Source organism: Isoptericola sp. NPDC019693, assembly GCF_044389085.1.
Taxonomy (GTDB): domain Bacteria; phylum Actinomycetota; class Actinomycetes; order Actinomycetales; family Cellulomonadaceae; genus Isoptericola.
This window is the reverse complement of sequence record NZ_JBIRXP010000005.1, coordinates 168,696-184,228: the sequence shown is the minus strand read 5'-3', so window position 1 is coordinate 184,228 and position 15,533 is coordinate 168,696. Positions and strand designations below refer to the sequence as shown.

The window sequence follows — 15,533 nt, the reverse complement described above, 5'->3', positions numbered from 1 at the left end:
GTGCGACCGCGGGCGGGGAGGCCCGGAAGGGTCGGGTAGACTCTCTCCCGCGATCGGCTTGTGCCTCGCCCTCCCGAACCATCCGGTGGATGCTCGTGGACCGTCCTCGACGTCCTGCGGGCCCGCCGGGCGGGGGAGCGGGCGTGAACCGGTCGACATCGCGCGTCACGTGCGCGCCCCGCGACCCGGTCCTCCGGGTCCAGGGCGCGGCCGCGTCGGCAGCGGTCCGTCCTCGGGTCCCCGAGAACGGTGCCGGCCCGGCGTGACGCCAGGGGTGCCGGGCCCGATGCCCGTCACCGACGAACCGAGTACAGCGACCGGGGACCTGCTCCAGCAGCCCGGTCGCCCGACGCGCGTGCAGCCCGGAGGATCCGGCGCACGCGGCGAAAGGACGTGTCATGGCCGTCGTGACCATGCGCCAGCTCCTCGAGAGCGGTGTCCACTTCGGACACCAGACCCGCCGTTGGAACCCGAAGATGAAGCGGTTCATCTTCACCGAGCGCAACGGCATCTACATCGTCGACCTCCAGCAGTCGCTGTCGTACATCGACCGCGCCTACGAGTTCGTCAAGGAGACCGTCGCCCACGGCGGCAGCATCCTGTTCGTCGGCACCAAGAAGCAGGCACAGGAGCCCGTGGCCGAGCAGGCCGCCCGCGTCGGCATGCCGTACGTGAACCACCGCTGGCTCGGTGGCATGCTCACCAACTTCACCACCGTGCACAAGCGCCTCCAGCGCCTCAAGGAGCTCGAGGAGATCGACTTCGACGACGTCGCCGGCTCCGGCCTGACGAAGAAGGAGCTCCTGGTCCTGCGTCGCGAGAAGGACAAGCTCGCGCGCACCCTGGGCGGCATCCGTGACATGGCCAAGACCCCGTCGGCGGTCTGGATCGTGGACACGAACAAGGAGCACCTCGCCGTCGACGAGGCCCGCAAGCTGGGCATCCCGGTCGTCGCGATCCTCGACACCAACTGCGACCCCGACGTCGTCGACTACGCGATCCCGGGCAACGACGACGCGATCCGCTCCGTCACGCTGCTCACCCGCGTGATCGCGGACGCCGCCGCCGAGGGCCTGCTGCAGCGTCACTCGGGCAAGAAGGGCGAGGCCGCCGAGTCCGCCGAGGCCGAGCCGCTGGCCGAGTGGGAGCGCGAGCTCCTGGCCGGTGCCGAGGCCGCGCAGGCCGAGGCCCCCGCCGCCGAGGCGACCGAGGCCCCCGCCGCCGAGGCGACCGAGGCCCCCGCCGCCGAGGCTGCTCCGGCCGCCGAGGAGACGCCTGCCGCCGAGGGCGAGCAGGCCGCCGAGAAGTCCGAGTGAGTCCTCGCGGGCCGGTCGCCCTCGGGTGACCGGCCCGCGGACCCGCCGCACGTCCCACTCCGTCCGGCACCCCGACCGGGGCCGGGTGGACCTCGAACCAGCACGGAGGACATCCATGGCGAACTACACCGCCGCTGACATCAAGGCGCTGCGCGAGCGCACCGGTGCCGGCATGCTCGACGTCAAGAAGGCGCTCGACGAGGCCGACGGCAACGCCGACCAGGCGATCGAGATCATCCGCAAGAAGGGTCTGGCCCGCGCGGCCAAGCGTGAGGGCAACGCGACCACCGAGGGCCTCGTGGCCGTCAAGGTCGCCGACTCCGCCGCCGGCCAGGTCGCCACGATGATCGAGCTCGACGCCGAGACGGACTTCGTCGTCAAGAACGAGAAGTTCATCGCCCTCGCCGAGACGGTCCTCGAGGCCGTCGCCGCCGCGGGCGCCACGGACGCCGAGTCCGGCCTCGCGGCCCCGGCCGCCGAGGGCACGGTGGCGGACACCATCGCCGCCCAGGGCGCCACGATGGGGGAGAAGGTCGTGCTGCGCCGCGTGGCCCGCCTCGAGGCCCCCAAGGTGACGACCTACCTGCACAAGACGGCCAAGGACCTGCCGCCGTCGATCGGTGTGCTCGTCGCCACCGACGACGCGGCCGAGCCCGTCGCCAAGGACGTCGCGCAGCACATCGCCGCGCTCGCCCCGAAGTACCTGTCCCGTGAGGACGTCCCGGCCGACGTCGTCGAGAAGGAGCGCGAGATCGCCCGCGAGGTGTCGATCGCCGAGGGCAAGCCCGAGGCCGCGCTCCCGAAGATCGTCGAGGGCCGCCTGAACGGCTTCTTCAAGGACGCCGTGCTGGTGGACCAGCCGCTGGCGAAGGACACGAAGACGACGGTCGCCAAGCACGTCGCCACCACCGGTGGCAACCTGCTGGGCTTCGTCCGCTTCCGCGTCGGCAGCTGACGCTCGCGAGCGCTCAGGCCCGGCCGCACCCTGCGCGGTGCGGCCGGGCCTTCGCGTACCCGCCGGCGGCGGGCGGCTGACGGAGCGGGAACGCCCGTCGGGTGCCAGGATGCGCGGAGGGCGAGCACAGCAGGACCGGGCGCGGGGGCGCGCCCGACCCGCCGGCGCCGAGCGCGTCGAGCGGAACATGCCACGCGGCATCACAGACGGCATGCGGAACAGACGGCATGCGGAACAGACGGCATGCTGAACAGACAGAGAGCGACGGTGACGCACGTGACCGAGACCAACCCGATCGAGCCGACCATCGACGCCGAGGGGCGGACGCCCGCCCGCCGGGTGCTCCTGAAGCTCTCCGGTGAGACCTTCGGCGGCGGCAGCGTGGGTCTCGCGACCGATGTCGTGCGGCGCGTCGCCCAGGAGATCGGCGACGCCGTGCGCCAGGGCGTGCAGGTCGCGATCGTCTCCGGCGGCGGCAACTTCTTCCGCGGCGCGGAGCTCTCGCGCGCCGGCCTGGACCGGGCGCGCGCCGACTACATGGGCATGCTCGGCACGGTGATGAACTGCCTCGCGCTGCAGGACTTCCTCGAGCAGGACGGCGTCAAGACGCGCGTGCAGACCGCGATCACGATGGGGCAGGTCGCCGAGCCGTACATCCCGCTGCGTGCCATCCGGCACCTGGAGAAGGGGCGCGTCGTGATCTTCGGCGCGGGCGCCGGCATGCCGTACTTCTCCACCGACACGGTCTCGGTCCAGCGCGCGCTCGAGACGCACTGCGACGAGGTCCTCATGGGCAAGAACGGCGTCGACGCCGTCTACTCGGCCGACCCGCGCACGAACCCGGACGCCGAGCGCCTCGAGCACCTGACCTACACCGACGCCCTGGTGCGCGGCCTCAACGTGATGGACGCCACGGCGCTGTCCCTGTGCCGGGACAACGACGTGCGGATGCGTGTCTTCGGCCTCGAGGAGCCGGGTAACGTGACCCGCGCGCTGCTGGGCGAGAAGATTGGCACGCTGGTCACCACCCACTGACCGCCTGCAGCAAGAACTCGCTGCGCAGCACCCGAGCAGCACCCGACGCACGAGCAGCACCACGACGAGAATGGAGCACCGGTGATCGACGACACCCTCCTCGAGGCCGAGGAGAAGATGGACAGGGCGATCGAGGTCGCCAAGGAGGAGTTCGCGGGGATCCGCACGGGCCGCGCCAACTCGGGCATGTTCTCGAAGATCACCGTGGACTACTACGGCGCCCCGACGCCGCTGCAGCAGCTCGCGTCCTTCAACATCCCCGACGCCCGCACGGTGCTCATCTCCCCGTTCGACAAGGGCTCGATGACGACCATCGAGAAGGCGCTGCGCGAGTCCGACCTGGGCGTCAACCCGTCGAACGACGGCAACGCGATCCGCATCGTCATGCCCGCCCTCACGGAGGAGCGCCGCCGCGACTACGTGAAGATGGCCAAGACGAAGGCGGAGGACGCCCGGATCTCGGTGCGCAACGTCCGCCGCAAGGCCAAGGAGGAGCTCGACCGCATCGTCAAGGACGGTGAGGCCGGCGAGGACGAGGTCACCCGTGCGGAGAAGGAGCTGGAGTCGCTGACGAAGAAGCACGTCGACGCGATCGACGTGCTCCTCGCCGGCAAGGAGAGCGAGCTGCTCGAGGTCTGATGGTGACCCATCCCCTCGAACCGGGCGAGGACGCGTCCCCGTTCGACCCGGCCACCGGTGCGGCGGCCGACCCGACGTCGTCGCGCGCCGGCCGCAACCTCCCCGTGGCCATCGGGGTGGGCGTCCTGCTGCTGCTCGGCGTCGCGGCGTCCCTGTGGTTCCGGCCGGAGCCGTTCGTCGCGGTCGCCGCGGTCGCGGTCGGCGCCGCGCTGTGGGAGCTGCGGCAGGCGTTCGCCCGTCGAGACATCCACCTGCCGATGCTGCCGCTGATGGTCGGCGGCGTCGGCATGGTGGTCTCCGCGTACGCCTCCGGTCCCGAGGCGCTGCTGGTCGCCTACGTGCTGACCGTCGGCGCGGTCGTCGTCTGGCGGGTGCTGGACGGCCCTGGGCCGCAGGCGCTGCGCGACTGCGCGGCCGCGGTCTTCGCGGCCACCTACGTGCCGTTCCTGGCGGGCTTCGTCATGCTGCTGCTCGCGCAGCCGGACGGGGAGCTCCGGGTGGCCCTGTTCATCCTCCTGGCCGTGGCGAACGACACGGGCGGGTACGTCGCGGGCGTGACGATGGGCCGCCACCCGCTGGCACCCACCGTGAGCCCGAAGAAGACCTGGGAGGGCCTGGCGGGCTCGCTCGTCCTGGCCACGGCCGTCGGCGTCGCGGGCGCGGTGCTCGCCCTCGACGCGAGCCCGGTGCTCGGCATCGTGCTCGGCGTCCTCACCGCCATCACGGCCACCGTGGGCGACCTCGCCGAGTCGCTCATCAAGCGGGACCTAGAATTGAAGGACATGGGTTCGCTGCTCCCGGGCCACGGGGGTGTGCTGGACCGCCTCGACTCGATGGTCGTCACCGCCCCGTTCGTGTACCTCGTGCTCACCATGGCGCCGTCCGGCGCCCTGTAAGGAACCGTCATGCCCCCCACCACCGCCCGTCCCGCGACGTCCGGCGCCGACCTCGGCATCCCCGCGGTCCGCCCGGGCGACGAGACCGCGCCCATGCCCCTGCAGATGGCGCCGCGCCGCCGGGGCAAGCCGCCGAAGCACTTCGCGGACCTCACGCCGGCCGAGCGTGTCGCGTCGATGCAGGAGATGGGGGAGAAGCCGTTCCGGGCCAAGCAGCTCGCGACGCACTACTTCCAGCACTACACGTCCGACCCCGAGCAGATGACCGACCTGCCGGCGAAGACCCGCGAGGCCATCGCGACGACGATGTTCCCGCAGCTCATCCGCCCGACCCGGCGTCTCGAGGCCGACGGCGGCACCACCGTCAAGACGCTGTGGCACCTGTTCGACGACGCCAAGGTCGAGTCGGTGCTCATGCGCTACCCGCAGCGCACCACGCTGTGCGTGTCGTCGCAGGCGGGCTGCGGCATGGCGTGCCCGTTCTGCGCGACGGGCCAGCTGGGGCTGACCCGCAACCTCTCGACGGCGGAGATCCTCGAGCAGGTGCGCGCGGCGAACCGCTCGCTCGCGGCGGGCGAGATCCCCGGTGGGCCGACCCGCCTGAACAACCTCGTCTTCATGGGGATGGGCGAGCCGCTGGCGAACCCGAAGGCCGTGTTCGAGACGGTGAAGGCGCTCGTGGCCCCGCAGCCCGAGGGCTTCGGGATGTCGGCCCGCAACATCACCGTCTCGACCGTGGGGCTGGTCCCCGCGATCGAGAAGCTCACGAAGCTCGAGATCCCGGTGACGCTGGCCCTGAGCCTCCACGCCCCCGACGACGACCTGCGCAGCGAGCTCGTGCCGATCAACACCCGGTGGAGCGTGGACGAGGCGCTCGACGCCGCGCGGCGATACTTCGAGGTCACGGGCCGGCGCGTGTCGATCGAGTACGCGCTCATCAAGGACATGAACGACCACGGCTGGCGCGCCGACCTGCTGGGGGAGAAGCTCAACGCCCGCGGGCGCGGCTGGGTGCACGTCAACCCCATCCCGCTCAACCCCACGCCCGGCTCGATCTGGACCGCGAGCGAGCGTGCTGTCGAGGACGAGTTTGTGGCACGCTTGCGCGGGCACGGCATCCCCACCACGATCCGTGACACCCGTGGGAGCGACATCGACGGCGCCTGCGGGCAGCTGGCGGCCGAGGAGGACGAGTGAGCGCACTGTTCAGCACGGTGTCCGCGATGCGCACCGGGTACGACCGCGACGAGGTCGAGGACTTCTTCGACCACGCCCGGCAGGCCTACGAGGGACGCACCGCGGAGCCGTTGTCGCACGCCGACATCCAGGTGTCGACGTTCGACCTGGTGCGCGGCGGCTACGACACGCACGAGGTCGACGCGGCCCTCGACCGGCTCGAGGCGGCGTTCATCGCGCGGCAGCGCGCCGAGTACGTCGCGGCGCACGGGCAGGAGGCCTGGATGGCCGCCCTGGCGGACCGCGCCCGCACGATGTACGGGCGCCTGGGCCGGCCCGACGGCGAGAAGTTCGCCCCGGCCGAGCGGGGCGAGCAGGGGTACGACCCGGACGACGTCGACGCGCTGTGCGACCGGCTGGTCGCGTACTTCGACCGTCAGGAGCCGCTGACGTCCGGTGAGATCCGCTCCGCCACCTTCGGCCGCACCAAGGGCTCGGACGGGTACGCCGAGGGGCCCGTGGACCGCTTCTTCGCCCGCGCGATCGAGGTGCTGCTCGGGGTCGAGTGACCCTGGCCCGCTCCCAGCAGACCTGACGAGGGCCGCCGACGACACGTCGGCGGCCCTCGTCATGTCGTCAGCGGGCGCCGGCCACGGGGGCGCTGCCTGCCGCGTCGGCCTCCGACAGGAGGGCGGCGTGCTCGGTGCGGGTGAGGACGTCGCGGATCGTGTCCCGGCTGCGGGTGAGGCAGGCGAGCCTGTCCTCGATGCCCACGAGCTCGGCGGCGAGCATCTCCGCGACGGTCCGCGGGCACGTGGGCGCCTGGTCCGCGCACGCCTCCTCCATGTCGAGCAGCACCTTGATCAGCCGCGTGGGGATGCCGGCGCGCACCATGCCCGCGACCCTCGACACGCGCTCGACGTCGTCGTCGGAGTAGGTGCGGTACCCGTTCGCCGCGCGCTCCGCGACGAGCAGGCCCTGCTGCTCGTAGTAGCGCACGAGCCGCGGCGCCACGCCGCTGCGCCGTGCGACCTCGCCGATCTTCATCCGGTGCCTCCAGGGGTGACGGTCGTCACGCTTGACATTGACATCAGTGTCAAACTTTAGCGTCGGTCCCATGACGACACCAGGATCTTCCTCGTCCCCCGCCGGCACGCTCCCGTGGCCCTCGCTCCTGGTCCTCGGCGCGGCCACGTTCACGATGGTCACCGCCGAGATGCTGCCGACGGCCGTGCTGCCGCAGATGAGCGCGGGGCTCGGCGTGGACGAGTCGCGCACGGGGCTGCTCGTGTCCGTGTGGGCCGCCGTGGTGGTCGTGGCGAGCTTCCCGCTCGTCCGGCTCGTCGCCGGCAGGGACCGGCGCGCCGTGATCGCCGTCGCGCTCGGCGGCCTGGCCGCGTCCTCCCTCGCCACCGCCCTCGCGCCGACGTACGGCGTCGCGGTGGGGGCGCGCCTCGGGGGCGCCGCGGCCGTGGGCCTGCTGTGGGCGTCCGCCAACGCGCACGTCGCGGACCTCGTGCCGGACCGGCTCCTGGCGCGCGCCGTCGCCGTCGTGCTCGGCGGGGCCACCCTCGGCATGGTGCTCGGCACCCCGCTCGCGAGCCTCGTCACGCGTGCGGTCGGGTGGCGCGCCGCGTTCGCCGGGCTCGCCGCCGTGACGCTCGTCGTCGCCGTCCTCGTCCGGACGCTCGTCGCGCGCGCAGGAGACCCGGTGGGGGCGGGCGGTCGCGGGCTCGGGGACGACGTCCCGGCGGGCGCCGGCGCCCCGGCGGGCTCGCACGGGCCCGGCCCGATGATCGCCGTGACGGCGGTCGTGGGCGTGCTGCTCGTCGGTCACTACGGGGCCTACACCTACGTCACGCGCCTCGTCGAGACCCCGGCCGCCGCCGTGCCCGGCGGCGTGAGCACGCTGCTCCTGGTGTTCGGCGTCGCGTCCGCGCTGGGCGTGGCGCTCGCGGGGAGGTTCGGCGCGCGGACGGCGCCGGCGCTCGCGCTGGCCGCGGCCGCGACGGCGCTGGCGCTCCTCGGGCTGGTGGTCGTGGACGTGCACCCCGTCGTCGGCGTGGTGGTCCTCGTCGCCTGGGGCGCGGCCTCGGGTGCGCTCCCGCCGCTGGCGCAGACGCTGATCCTGCGCCTGGGCGGTGTCGAGCGTCGGGCGACGGCGGCCGCTCTGATCCCCGTCGTGTTCAACGGCGGGATCGCGGTGGGTGCGGCGGCCGCGTCCCTCGTCGTGGCCGAGGGCGGCGCGTCCGCGCTCCCGGTCCCCGCGGCCGTGGTGGTGGCGGCGACGGCCGTCGCGCTCGTCGTCGGCGCGCGGGTGTGGTCGCGCCCCGCCGGGGAGCGAGAGGCCGTCGCGCGGGCCGCGACCGCGGACGCCTGAGGACCGCTCCGGCAGCTCCGGCCGGCCGCCGGCCCTGTCCTCAGCAGGCAGGCGCGAGGGCGTTGCCGCTGCCCGTGTCGAGGTAGGCGTCGGACACCCAGTTGCCCGCGCCGACCCGGTACCAGAGGTTCGTGGTGCCGCGGGTGCCCGTGACGGTCTCGCCGCGCGCGTGGCACAGCAGCGGCACGCGCGCGGCGTGGGCGGCGGCGCCGGTCCACCGGTACCCGGTGCCGGGGCCGGTGCGGACGTTGAGGGTGTCGCCGCCGGCCGAGACGGTCCCGGTCCGGGCGGAGCCCTGCCACAGGTAGGTGACGTCGACCCAGGCGTTGGAACGCAGCCCGAGGCCGTCCCAGTACGTGCCGTCGGCGAGGTCGATGCCCGCGGGGTTCGTCACGGTGCGGCCGAACAGGTCCTTGCCGCCGTGGTGTCCCAGCCGGTACGCGGCCGACGCCTGCGGGGTGCCCTTCGGCAGGTCACGGTCGGCGTGCCGGGTGGCGCTCCAGTAGTCGTCGGTGGTGTTCCACGGCCCGACGTCCCACACCGGCGCGTACTCGCACCGGGTGCTGTCCGCCCGGCAGACCCGGACCGAGAACGCCCCGTCGCCGTCGGCGGACAGGGCGCGTCGCGACGGAAGGGCCACGAAGTGGTCCCGCTTCTCGATCGTGTGCCCGTTGGCGGTGCGCTTGCCCACCAGCCCCTCGCGGGTCGCGAAGATGCGGTGGGTCTCGCCGTCACCGTCCGCGGCGGCGGGTGCCGCGATCCCGACGACGGCGCCCGTGACCAGGGCGGCGACACCGGCGACGGTGGCCATGGCACGTTTTCCGGCTATCACGCGATAAGGACGCATGTATGCGAACGTAACCGGCGTCACACCCCGGCGCGACCGCTCGTGAGTGCCTCTGGTCCGAAAGTCAAGCACCCGAGCGGGTGAAGTTCTGTCCGATCCGCGGCGTGTCGCGGGGTCGGCCGCGGATCTGCGGCGGGGGTCGGCGGCCTCACGCTCCTGGGATGATGGCGCCATGCCTGACGTCACGACGCCCCGCACCGTCACCCTCCTCGGCTCCACCGGCTCGATCGGCACGCAGGCGATCGACGTCGTGCGGTCCCACCCCGGGCGGTTCCGGGTCGAGGCGCTCAGCGCGGGCGGGTCCGACGTCGGCCTGCTGGCCGAGCAGGTGGCCACCGTCGGGGCGCGCGCCGTCGCGGTCGCGGACCCCGCCCGCGTGGACGACCTGCGCGCGGCGCTGTCCGCGCGGCTGGGCGCCCGGGCGGAGGGCGTCGAGGTGCTGGCCGGCGCGGAGGCCGCGACCGAGCTCGCAGGGCGCGGCAGCGACGTCGTCCTCAACGGCATCACCGGGTCCGTGGGGCTGCGCCCGACGCTCGCGGCGCTCGCGGGCGGCTCGAGGCTGGCGCTCGCGAACAAGGAGTCCCTCGTGGTCGGCGGGTCCCTGGTCAAGGCCGCGGCGGCACCCGGCCAGATCGTCCCCGTGGACTCCGAGCACTCGGCCATCGCCCAGGCGCTGCGCGGCGGGGCGCGCGAGGAGGTGCGGCGGCTGGTCCTCACGGCCTCCGGCGGGCCGTTCCGGGGGCGCAGCCGCGACGACATCAAGAAGGTCACCGTCGACGAGGCGCTCGCCCACCCGACCTGGGCGATGGGCCCGGTCGTGACGGTGAACTCCGCGTCGCTGATGAACAAGGGGCTCGAGCTCATCGAGGCGCACCTGCTCTTCGACGTGCCCGTCGACGACATCACCGTGGTGGTGCACCCGCAGTCGGTCGTGCACTCGATGGTCGAGTTCCGCGACGGCTCCACGATCGCCCAGGCGTCCCCGCCGGACATGCGGCTGCCCATCGCGCTCGGGCTGTCCTGGCCGGAGCGGCTCGACGTGGTCTCCCCGCCGTGCGACTGGTCGCGTGCGGCGTCGTGGACGTTCGAGCCGCTCGACGAGGGCACGTTCCCCGCCGTCGGCCTGGCCCGGGCGGCGGCCGCGGCGTCGGCCACCCACCCCGCGGTGTACAACGCGGCGAACGAGCAGGGCGTGGCCGCCTTCCTCGCGGGGCGCATCGGGTTCCTGGACATCGTCGAGACGGTGGAGCGGGTGCTCGGGGAGCACGACGGCACGGCGGCGTCCGACGTCACGCTCGACGCCGTCGAGGGTGCCGAGCGGTGGGCCAGGGCCCGGGCCGACGAGATCCTCGCGCGGTCCTGACGATCCCTCCACGCAGGGCGCACGCGAGGGCCGGTCCCCGCCGCGGGGTGACCTAGGCTCGTGCTCGTGGATCAGCTTCTTGCCTGGGTGGTCGGCATCGCCGTGACGGTGGTGGGCCTCGCGCTGTCGATCGGGTTGCACGAGGTGGGCCACATGGTCCCCGCGAAGAAGTTCGGCGTGCGGGTGAGCCAGTACATGGTGGGCTTCGGCCCCACGCTCTGGTCGCGCACGAAGGGGGAGACCGAGTACGGGGTCAAGGCGATCCCGCTCGGCGGCTACGTGCGGATGGTCGGCATGATGCCCGCCGCGCCGGAGGGCACCCCCCGTCGCAGCGGGTTCTTCGGTCAGGCGATCGCCGACGCGCGCGACGCGTCGGTGAGCGAGATCCTCCCCGGCGAGGAGCATCGCGCCTTCTACCACCTCTCGACGCCCAAGAAGCTCGTCGTCATGCTCGGCGGCCCGGTGATGAACCTGCTCATCGCCGTGGTGCTGCTGTTCGTGATGCTCGTCGGCATCGGCGCCCAGACGATCACGACCACCGTGGGTGCGGTGAGCGCGTGCACCCCCACGTCGACGGCCGCGGACGGCGCCCCGGTGTGCGGCGCGGACGCCGCTCCGTCGCCGGCGGCCGCGGCCGGTCTGCAGCCCGGCGACGAGATCGTGGAGTGGGACGGGGCGGCCGTCACCTCGTGGGAGCAGCTCTCCGGCGCGATCGCCGACGTGCCCGACCAGCAGGTGCCGGTGGTGGTGCTGCGGGACGGCGCGGAGGTCGCGCTCACCGTCACCACCGCGGAGCGGCAGGTGCCCGTGCTCGAGGCCGACGGCACGCCGCAGGTCGACGGGTCGGGGCAGCCGGTGACCGAGACGGCGGGGTTCCTGGGCGTGACGCCGACCCAGGAGTACGAGCCGCTGCCCGTCTCCAGCGTGCCGCGGGAGACCTGGGCCATGGTGAGCGGGACGGCCTCGGCGGTCGTGACGCTGCCCGTGCGGATCGGGGAGGCCGCCGTGCAGGCGTTCACCGACGAGCCGCGCTCGCAGGACTCGGTGATGTCCGTGGTGGGCGTCAGCCGGATCGCGGTGAACGTCGTCGAGGCGGAGATGCCCGTCGTGACCACCCTGCAGCTCCTGCTGAGCCTGCTCGCGTCGCTGAACGTGGCGCTCTTCGTCTTCAACCTCATCCCGCTGCTGCCGCTGGACGGGGGGCACGTGGTCAACGCGCTCTACGAGGGCGCCAAGCGCCAGCTGGCGCGGCTGCGGGGCCTCCCGCGCCCGCGGCCGGCCGACGTCGCCCGCATGATGCCGGTCGCCTACGTGATGTTCGCGGTGCTCGTCGGCACAGGCGCGGTGCTCATCGTGGCGGACGTGGTGGACCCGGTCCGCCTGTTCTAGCCGCGCCTGCGCCCGGGGCGCCCGGCCGCGAGGGCGGCGCCCGCGTGAAGAACGTGCGACGAGAGTGGCACCGCACCGTGGACGGCGCGGCGCGAGGCCTCCCCGTGTGCGTGACCAGCCCCAGGAAGCGCGATACTGGCACCGTGACTGCGATCAATCTCGGCATGCCGACTCCGCCCGCACCCACGCTGGCCCCGCGCCGCAAGTCCCGCAAGATCCAGGTGGGCAAGGTGGCCGTCGGCGGTGACGCGCCGATCAGCATCCAGTCGATGACGACGACCCCGACCACGGACATCAACGCGACGCTGCAGCAGATCGCCGAGCTGACCGCAGCGGGCTGCGACATCGTGCGCGTCGCGGTGCCGACGATCGACGACGCGGAGGCGCTGCCGGTCATCGCGAAGAAGTCGCAGCTCCCCGTCATCGCGGACATCCACTTCCAGCCCAAGTACGTGTTCGCGGCGATCGACGCCGGCTGCGCGGCGGTGCGCGTGAACCCGGGCAACATCCGCAAGTTCGACGACCAGGTCAAGGAGATCGCCCAGGCGGCCTCGGACGCCGGGGTCTCGCTGCGCATCGGCGTCAACGCCGGTTCCCTCGACAAGCGCCTGCTGGAGAAGTACGGCAAGCCCACCGCGGAGGCGCTCGTGGAGTCCGCCGTGTGGGAGGCGTCCCTGTTCGAGGAGCACGGCTTCCACGACTTCAAGATCTCCGTGAAGCACAACGACCCGGTCGTCATGGTGCGCGCCTACGAGCTGCTCGCCCAGCGCGGCGACTGGCCGCTGCACCTTGGCGTCACCGAGGCGGGCCCGGCGTTCCAGGGCACCATCAAGTCGGCCACCGCGTTCGGCGCCCTGCTGAGCCAGGGCATCGGCGACACCATCCGGGTGTCCCTGTCGGCGCCGCCGGTCGAGGAGGTCAAGGTCGGCACGCAGATCCTCCAGGCCCTCAACCTGCGGCCCCGCAAGCTCGAGATCGTCTCCTGCCCGTCGTGCGGCCGCGCCCAGGTGGACGTCTACACGCTCGCGGAGAAGGTGACCGCAGGCCTGGAGGGCATGACGGTCCCGCTGCGCGTCGCGGTCATGGGCTGCGTCGTCAACGGCCCGGGCGAGGCCCGCGAGGCGGACCTCGGCGTCGCGTCCGGCAACGGCAAGGGCCAGATCTTCGTCAAGGGCGAGGTCATCAAGACCGTGCCGGAGGCGATGATCGTCGAGACCCTCATCGAGGAGGCGATGCGCATCGCCGAGTCGATGCCCGCCCCCGAGAACGACGCGCAGGCCGGGGCCCCGGAGGTCACGGTCGGCTGACAGGTCGGCGCGCGGTCGACGCGGCGGGCCGTGCCGGGGACGATGACGGTGGGACCCACGGCGGCGAAGGGGGCGTGATGGGCGGCTGGCGACCGGCGGTGCGGGCACGCGGCGACGCGCGCGGCCTCGACGCGCGCCGACCCCGGGCGCGCGTGCTCGGTCAGGAGGACCTCGCCGAGGCGCGCGCCCTGTGCGCCCGGGACCCGGTGACCTCGGTGCTCGCGGCGGCGCGGCTCGAGGTCGCGGCCGCGGTGGGCTTCGCCGCCGCCGGCGGGCAGGCCTGGGGGTTCCCCGCGACGGGCCCGCTCGTCGCGGTCTGCTGGTCCGGTGCGAACCTGGTGCCCGTGCTCGCGCCGGACCTCGTGGGCCGGGACGCGGACGACGCGGTCGCCGCGTTCGCCGCGACCGCCCGCGCCCAGGGGCGGCGCTCGTCGTCCATCGTCGGGGAGCGGACGGCGGCGCTCGCGCTGTGGGACCTGCTCGCGCCGCGCTGGCCCCCGGCGCGCGAGGTGCGGGCCGACCAGCCGTCGCTCGCGATCGCGAGAGACCCTGACGTGGAACCGGACCCGCAGGTGCGCCGCTCGAGGCTCGACGAGGTGGACGCCGTGCTTCCCGCGTGCGTGCGCATGTTCGCGGAGGAGGTCGGCTACGCGCCCGCCGCGTCCCCGGGCAGCGCCTACGCGTTGCGCGTGCGCTCGCTCGTGGCCGAGGGGCGGTCCTTCGTCCGCATGGAGCCGCCCGTCCCGGGCCCCGGGACCGGGACAGGGCCGTTGGTCGCCTTCAAGGCCGAGCTCGGGGCGGTGGCCGGCGGCGTCGCCCAGGTGCAGGGCGTCTGGGTCGACCCGTCGCGCCGCGGCCGCGGCCTGGCCGCGCCCGGCATGGCCGCCGTCGTCGACGCGACCCGCCGCGAGGTGGCGCCCGTGGTGTCCCTGTACGTCAACGCGTTCAACGCACCGGCCCTCGCCACGTACCGTCGCGTGGGCTTCGAGCAGGTCGGCACCTTCACGACGGTGCTGTTCTGACGATGCCGGGCCGACGGCGCCGACGGTTACCGGATCTGTCCGGATCGTGAGATGGTACGCGGCGTGACGACGCAAGGGACGCGGGACGCGGGGCTGTCCGGGGCACTGGTGGGTGCCGGATGAGGGCGCTGTACAAGCCGGGGCCCGGCCCCGGCCTGGAGCTGGTGGAGCGGCCCGAGCCGGAGGCCGGCATCGGCGACGTGAAGATCCGCGTGCTGCGCACGGGCATCTGCGGCACCGACCTGCACATCGACCGCTGGGACGACTGGGCCGCCTCCACGGTCGCGGCGCCGTTGGTGCCGGGCCACGAGTTCGTCGGCGAGGTCGTGGAGGTCGGGGGCATGGTGCACGACGTCGCCGTGGGCGACCTCGTGTCCGGCGAGGGGCACATCGTGTGCGGCACGTGCCGCAACTGCCGCGCCGGGCGCCGCCAGATGTGCATCCGGACCCAGGGGCTCGGACTGCACCGCGACGGGGCGTTCGCCGAGTACGTCGTGCTGCCCGCCACCAACGTGTGGGTGCACCACGCCGAGGTCGACCTGGACGTCGCGGCCATCTTCGACCCGCTCGGCAACGCGGTGCACACGGCGCTCGCGTTCCCGGTGATCGGCGAGGACGTGCTCGTGTCGGGCTGCGGGCCCATCGGGCTGATGGCCATCGCGGTGGCCCGGCACGCGGGGGCCCACCTGGTCGTGGGCACGGACGTCAGCCCGGCGCGGCTCGAGATGGCGAGGGCCATGGGTGCGGACGCCGCCGTCGACGTGCGCACGTCGCGGGTCGCCGACGCGCAGCGCGAGCTCGGGCTGCGCGAGGGGTTCGACGTCGGCTTCGAGATGAGCGGCGCCCCGAGCGCGCTGCCCGAGATGATCGCGAACATGAACCACGGCGGGCGGATCGCGATGCTCGGCCTGCCGTCGGGGCCGATCGCCGTCGACTGGGGCACGGTCGTGACCCACATGCTCACGCTCAAGGGCATCTACGGGCGGGAGATGTTCGAGACGTGGCAGGCGATGGACGCGATGCTGCGCACCAGCGCGACGCTGCGCGGGGCGATCGCGTCCGTCGTCACCGACCGGCTCCCCGCGAGCCGGTGGCGCGAGGGGTTCGAGGCCGCGGCCTCGGCGCACGGGGGCAAGGTCGTGCTCGACTGGACGGACTGGTCCGACGACGGGGCCGACGGCAGGGCCGACGAGGACAGGAAGGCGTGA

Annotated in this window: 15 protein-coding genes; 13 read left to right on the top strand and 2 right to left on the bottom strand. The window is 73.5% G+C overall.

What is annotated here, in order from left to right:
* The first annotated feature begins 398 nt into the window (after positions 1 to 398).
* From rpsB to ACH436_RS15930, 7 genes are all read left to right on the top strand, one after another.
* The gene (rpsB, locus tag ACH436_RS15960; protein ID WP_430561182.1) at positions 399 to 1,316 is read left to right on the top strand and encodes a 30S ribosomal protein S2; all 918 of its coding nucleotides are present in this window, start codon (positions 399 to 401) and stop codon (positions 1,314 to 1,316) included.
* A gap of 115 nt (positions 1,317 to 1,431) precedes the next feature.
* Positions 1,432 to 2,271 carry a translation elongation factor Ts gene (gene tsf, locus ACH436_RS15955; protein ID WP_430561181.1) on the top strand — a complete coding sequence of 280 codons (840 nt, stop codon included), beginning with the start codon at positions 1,432 to 1,434 and terminating at the stop codon, positions 2,269 to 2,271.
* A gap of 243 nt (positions 2,272 to 2,514) precedes the next feature.
* Positions 2,515 to 3,306, top strand: a complete 792-nt coding sequence (pyrH, locus tag ACH436_RS15950) for a UMP kinase (protein ID WP_430561180.1) — start codon at positions 2,515 to 2,517, stop codon at positions 3,304 to 3,306.
* 81 nt (positions 3,307 to 3,387) lie between these two features.
* Positions 3,388 to 3,945, top strand: coding sequence for a ribosome recycling factor (frr, locus tag ACH436_RS15945; RefSeq protein ID WP_429728411.1), 558 nt, complete (start codon positions 3,388 to 3,390; stop codon positions 3,943 to 3,945).
* 2 nt (positions 3,946 to 3,947) lie between these two features.
* Positions 3,948 to 4,841 (top strand): phosphatidate cytidylyltransferase, encoded by an 894-nt coding sequence (locus ACH436_RS15940; protein WP_430561179.1) that lies wholly within the window; start codon positions 3,948 to 3,950, stop codon positions 4,839 to 4,841.
* Positions 4,842 to 4,850: 9 nt separating this feature from the next.
* Complete coding sequence (gene rlmN / locus ACH436_RS15935) at positions 4,851 to 6,038, top strand: 23S rRNA (adenine(2503)-C(2))-methyltransferase RlmN (protein ID WP_430561178.1); 1,188 nt, start codon at positions 4,851 to 4,853, stop codon at positions 6,036 to 6,038.
* Positions 6,035 to 6,586: a DivIVA domain-containing protein gene (locus tag ACH436_RS15930; protein ID WP_430561177.1), complete on the top strand. Its 552-nt coding sequence runs from the start codon at positions 6,035 to 6,037 to the stop codon at positions 6,584 to 6,586. The genes rlmN and ACH436_RS15930 overlap by 4 nt, the downstream gene beginning before the upstream one ends.
* Positions 6,587 to 6,653: 67 nt before the next feature.
* Here the strand turns inward: ACH436_RS15930 and ACH436_RS15925 are convergent, their stop codons facing one another.
* Positions 6,654 to 7,064, bottom strand: coding sequence for a MerR family transcriptional regulator (locus tag ACH436_RS15925; protein ID WP_430561176.1), 411 nt, complete (start codon positions 7,062 to 7,064; stop codon positions 6,654 to 6,656).
* Positions 7,065 to 7,134: 70 nt separating this feature from the next.
* Between ACH436_RS15925 and ACH436_RS15920 the strand changes: the two genes are divergently transcribed.
* Positions 7,135 to 8,397, top strand: coding sequence for an MFS transporter (locus tag ACH436_RS15920; RefSeq protein WP_430561175.1), 1,263 nt, complete (start codon positions 7,135 to 7,137; stop codon positions 8,395 to 8,397).
* Positions 8,398 to 8,437: 40 nt separating this feature from the next.
* Here the strand turns inward: ACH436_RS15920 and ACH436_RS15915 are convergent, their stop codons facing one another.
* Positions 8,438 to 9,208, bottom strand: coding sequence for a hypothetical protein (locus ACH436_RS15915; RefSeq protein WP_430561174.1), 771 nt, complete (start codon positions 9,206 to 9,208; stop codon positions 8,438 to 8,440).
* A 208-nt stretch (positions 9,209 to 9,416) separates the two neighbouring features.
* Here ACH436_RS15915 and dxr point away from each other — a divergent pair, with 208 nt between their 5' ends.
* The 5 genes from dxr to tdh all read left to right on the top strand — a co-directional run bounded on the left by dxr (position 9,417) and on the right by tdh (position 15,533).
* Positions 9,417 to 10,607 carry a 1-deoxy-D-xylulose-5-phosphate reductoisomerase gene (gene dxr, locus ACH436_RS15910; RefSeq protein ID WP_430561173.1) on the top strand — a complete coding sequence of 397 codons (1,191 nt, stop codon included), beginning with the start codon at positions 9,417 to 9,419 and terminating at the stop codon, positions 10,605 to 10,607.
* Positions 10,608 to 10,673: 66 nt separating this feature from the next.
* Entirely contained in the window at positions 10,674 to 11,996 is a 1,323-nt protein-coding gene (locus ACH436_RS15905; protein WP_430561172.1) for a M50 family metallopeptidase, read from the top strand.
* 164 nt (positions 11,997 to 12,160) lie between these two features.
* The gene (ispG, locus tag ACH436_RS15900; protein WP_430561340.1) at positions 12,161 to 13,303 is read left to right on the top strand and encodes a flavodoxin-dependent (E)-4-hydroxy-3-methylbut-2-enyl-diphosphate synthase; all 1,143 of its coding nucleotides are present in this window, start codon (positions 12,161 to 12,163) and stop codon (positions 13,301 to 13,303) included.
* A 77-nt stretch (positions 13,304 to 13,380) separates the two neighbouring features.
* Positions 13,381 to 14,325 (top strand): GNAT family N-acetyltransferase, encoded by a 945-nt coding sequence (locus ACH436_RS15895; RefSeq protein ID WP_430561171.1) that lies wholly within the window; start codon positions 13,381 to 13,383, stop codon positions 14,323 to 14,325.
* Between the two features lie 119 nt (positions 14,326 to 14,444).
* Positions 14,445 to 15,533 carry an L-threonine 3-dehydrogenase gene (gene tdh, locus ACH436_RS15890; RefSeq protein ID WP_430561170.1) on the top strand — a complete coding sequence of 363 codons (1,089 nt, stop codon included), beginning with the start codon at positions 14,445 to 14,447 and terminating at the stop codon, positions 15,531 to 15,533.

Bases quoted from the DNA above. Each gene is read 5' to 3' on its own strand.
- ACH436_RS15920 (WP_430561175.1), top strand. From the start codon at position 7,135: ATGACGACACCAGGATCTTCCTCGTCCCCCGCCGGCACGCTCCCGTGG.
- pyrH (WP_430561180.1), top strand. From the start codon at position 2,515: ATGCTGAACAGACAGAGAGCGACGGTGACGCACGTGACCGAGACCAAC.
- tdh (WP_430561170.1), top strand. From the start codon at position 14,445: ATGAGGGCGCTGTACAAGCCGGGGCCCGGCCCCGGCCTGGAGCTGGTG.
- rpsB (WP_430561182.1), top strand. From the start codon at position 399: ATGGCCGTCGTGACCATGCGCCAGCTCCTCGAGAGCGGTGTCCACTTC.
- ACH436_RS15895 (WP_430561171.1), top strand. From the start codon at position 13,381: ATGGGCGGCTGGCGACCGGCGGTGCGGGCACGCGGCGACGCGCGCGGC.
- ACH436_RS15915 (WP_430561174.1), bottom strand. From the start codon at position 9,208: ATGGCCACCGTCGCCGGTGTCGCCGCCCTGGTCACGGGCGCCGTCGTC.
- dxr (WP_430561173.1), top strand. From the start codon at position 9,417: ATGCCTGACGTCACGACGCCCCGCACCGTCACCCTCCTCGGCTCCACC.
- ispG (WP_430561340.1), top strand. From the start codon at position 12,161: ATGCCGACTCCGCCCGCACCCACGCTGGCCCCGCGCCGCAAGTCCCGC.
- rlmN (WP_430561178.1), top strand. From the start codon at position 4,851: ATGCCCCCCACCACCGCCCGTCCCGCGACGTCCGGCGCCGACCTCGGC.
- tsf (WP_430561181.1), top strand. From the start codon at position 1,432: ATGGCGAACTACACCGCCGCTGACATCAAGGCGCTGCGCGAGCGCACC.
- ACH436_RS15925 (WP_430561176.1), bottom strand. From the start codon at position 7,064: ATGAAGATCGGCGAGGTCGCACGGCGCAGCGGCGTGGCGCCGCGGCTC.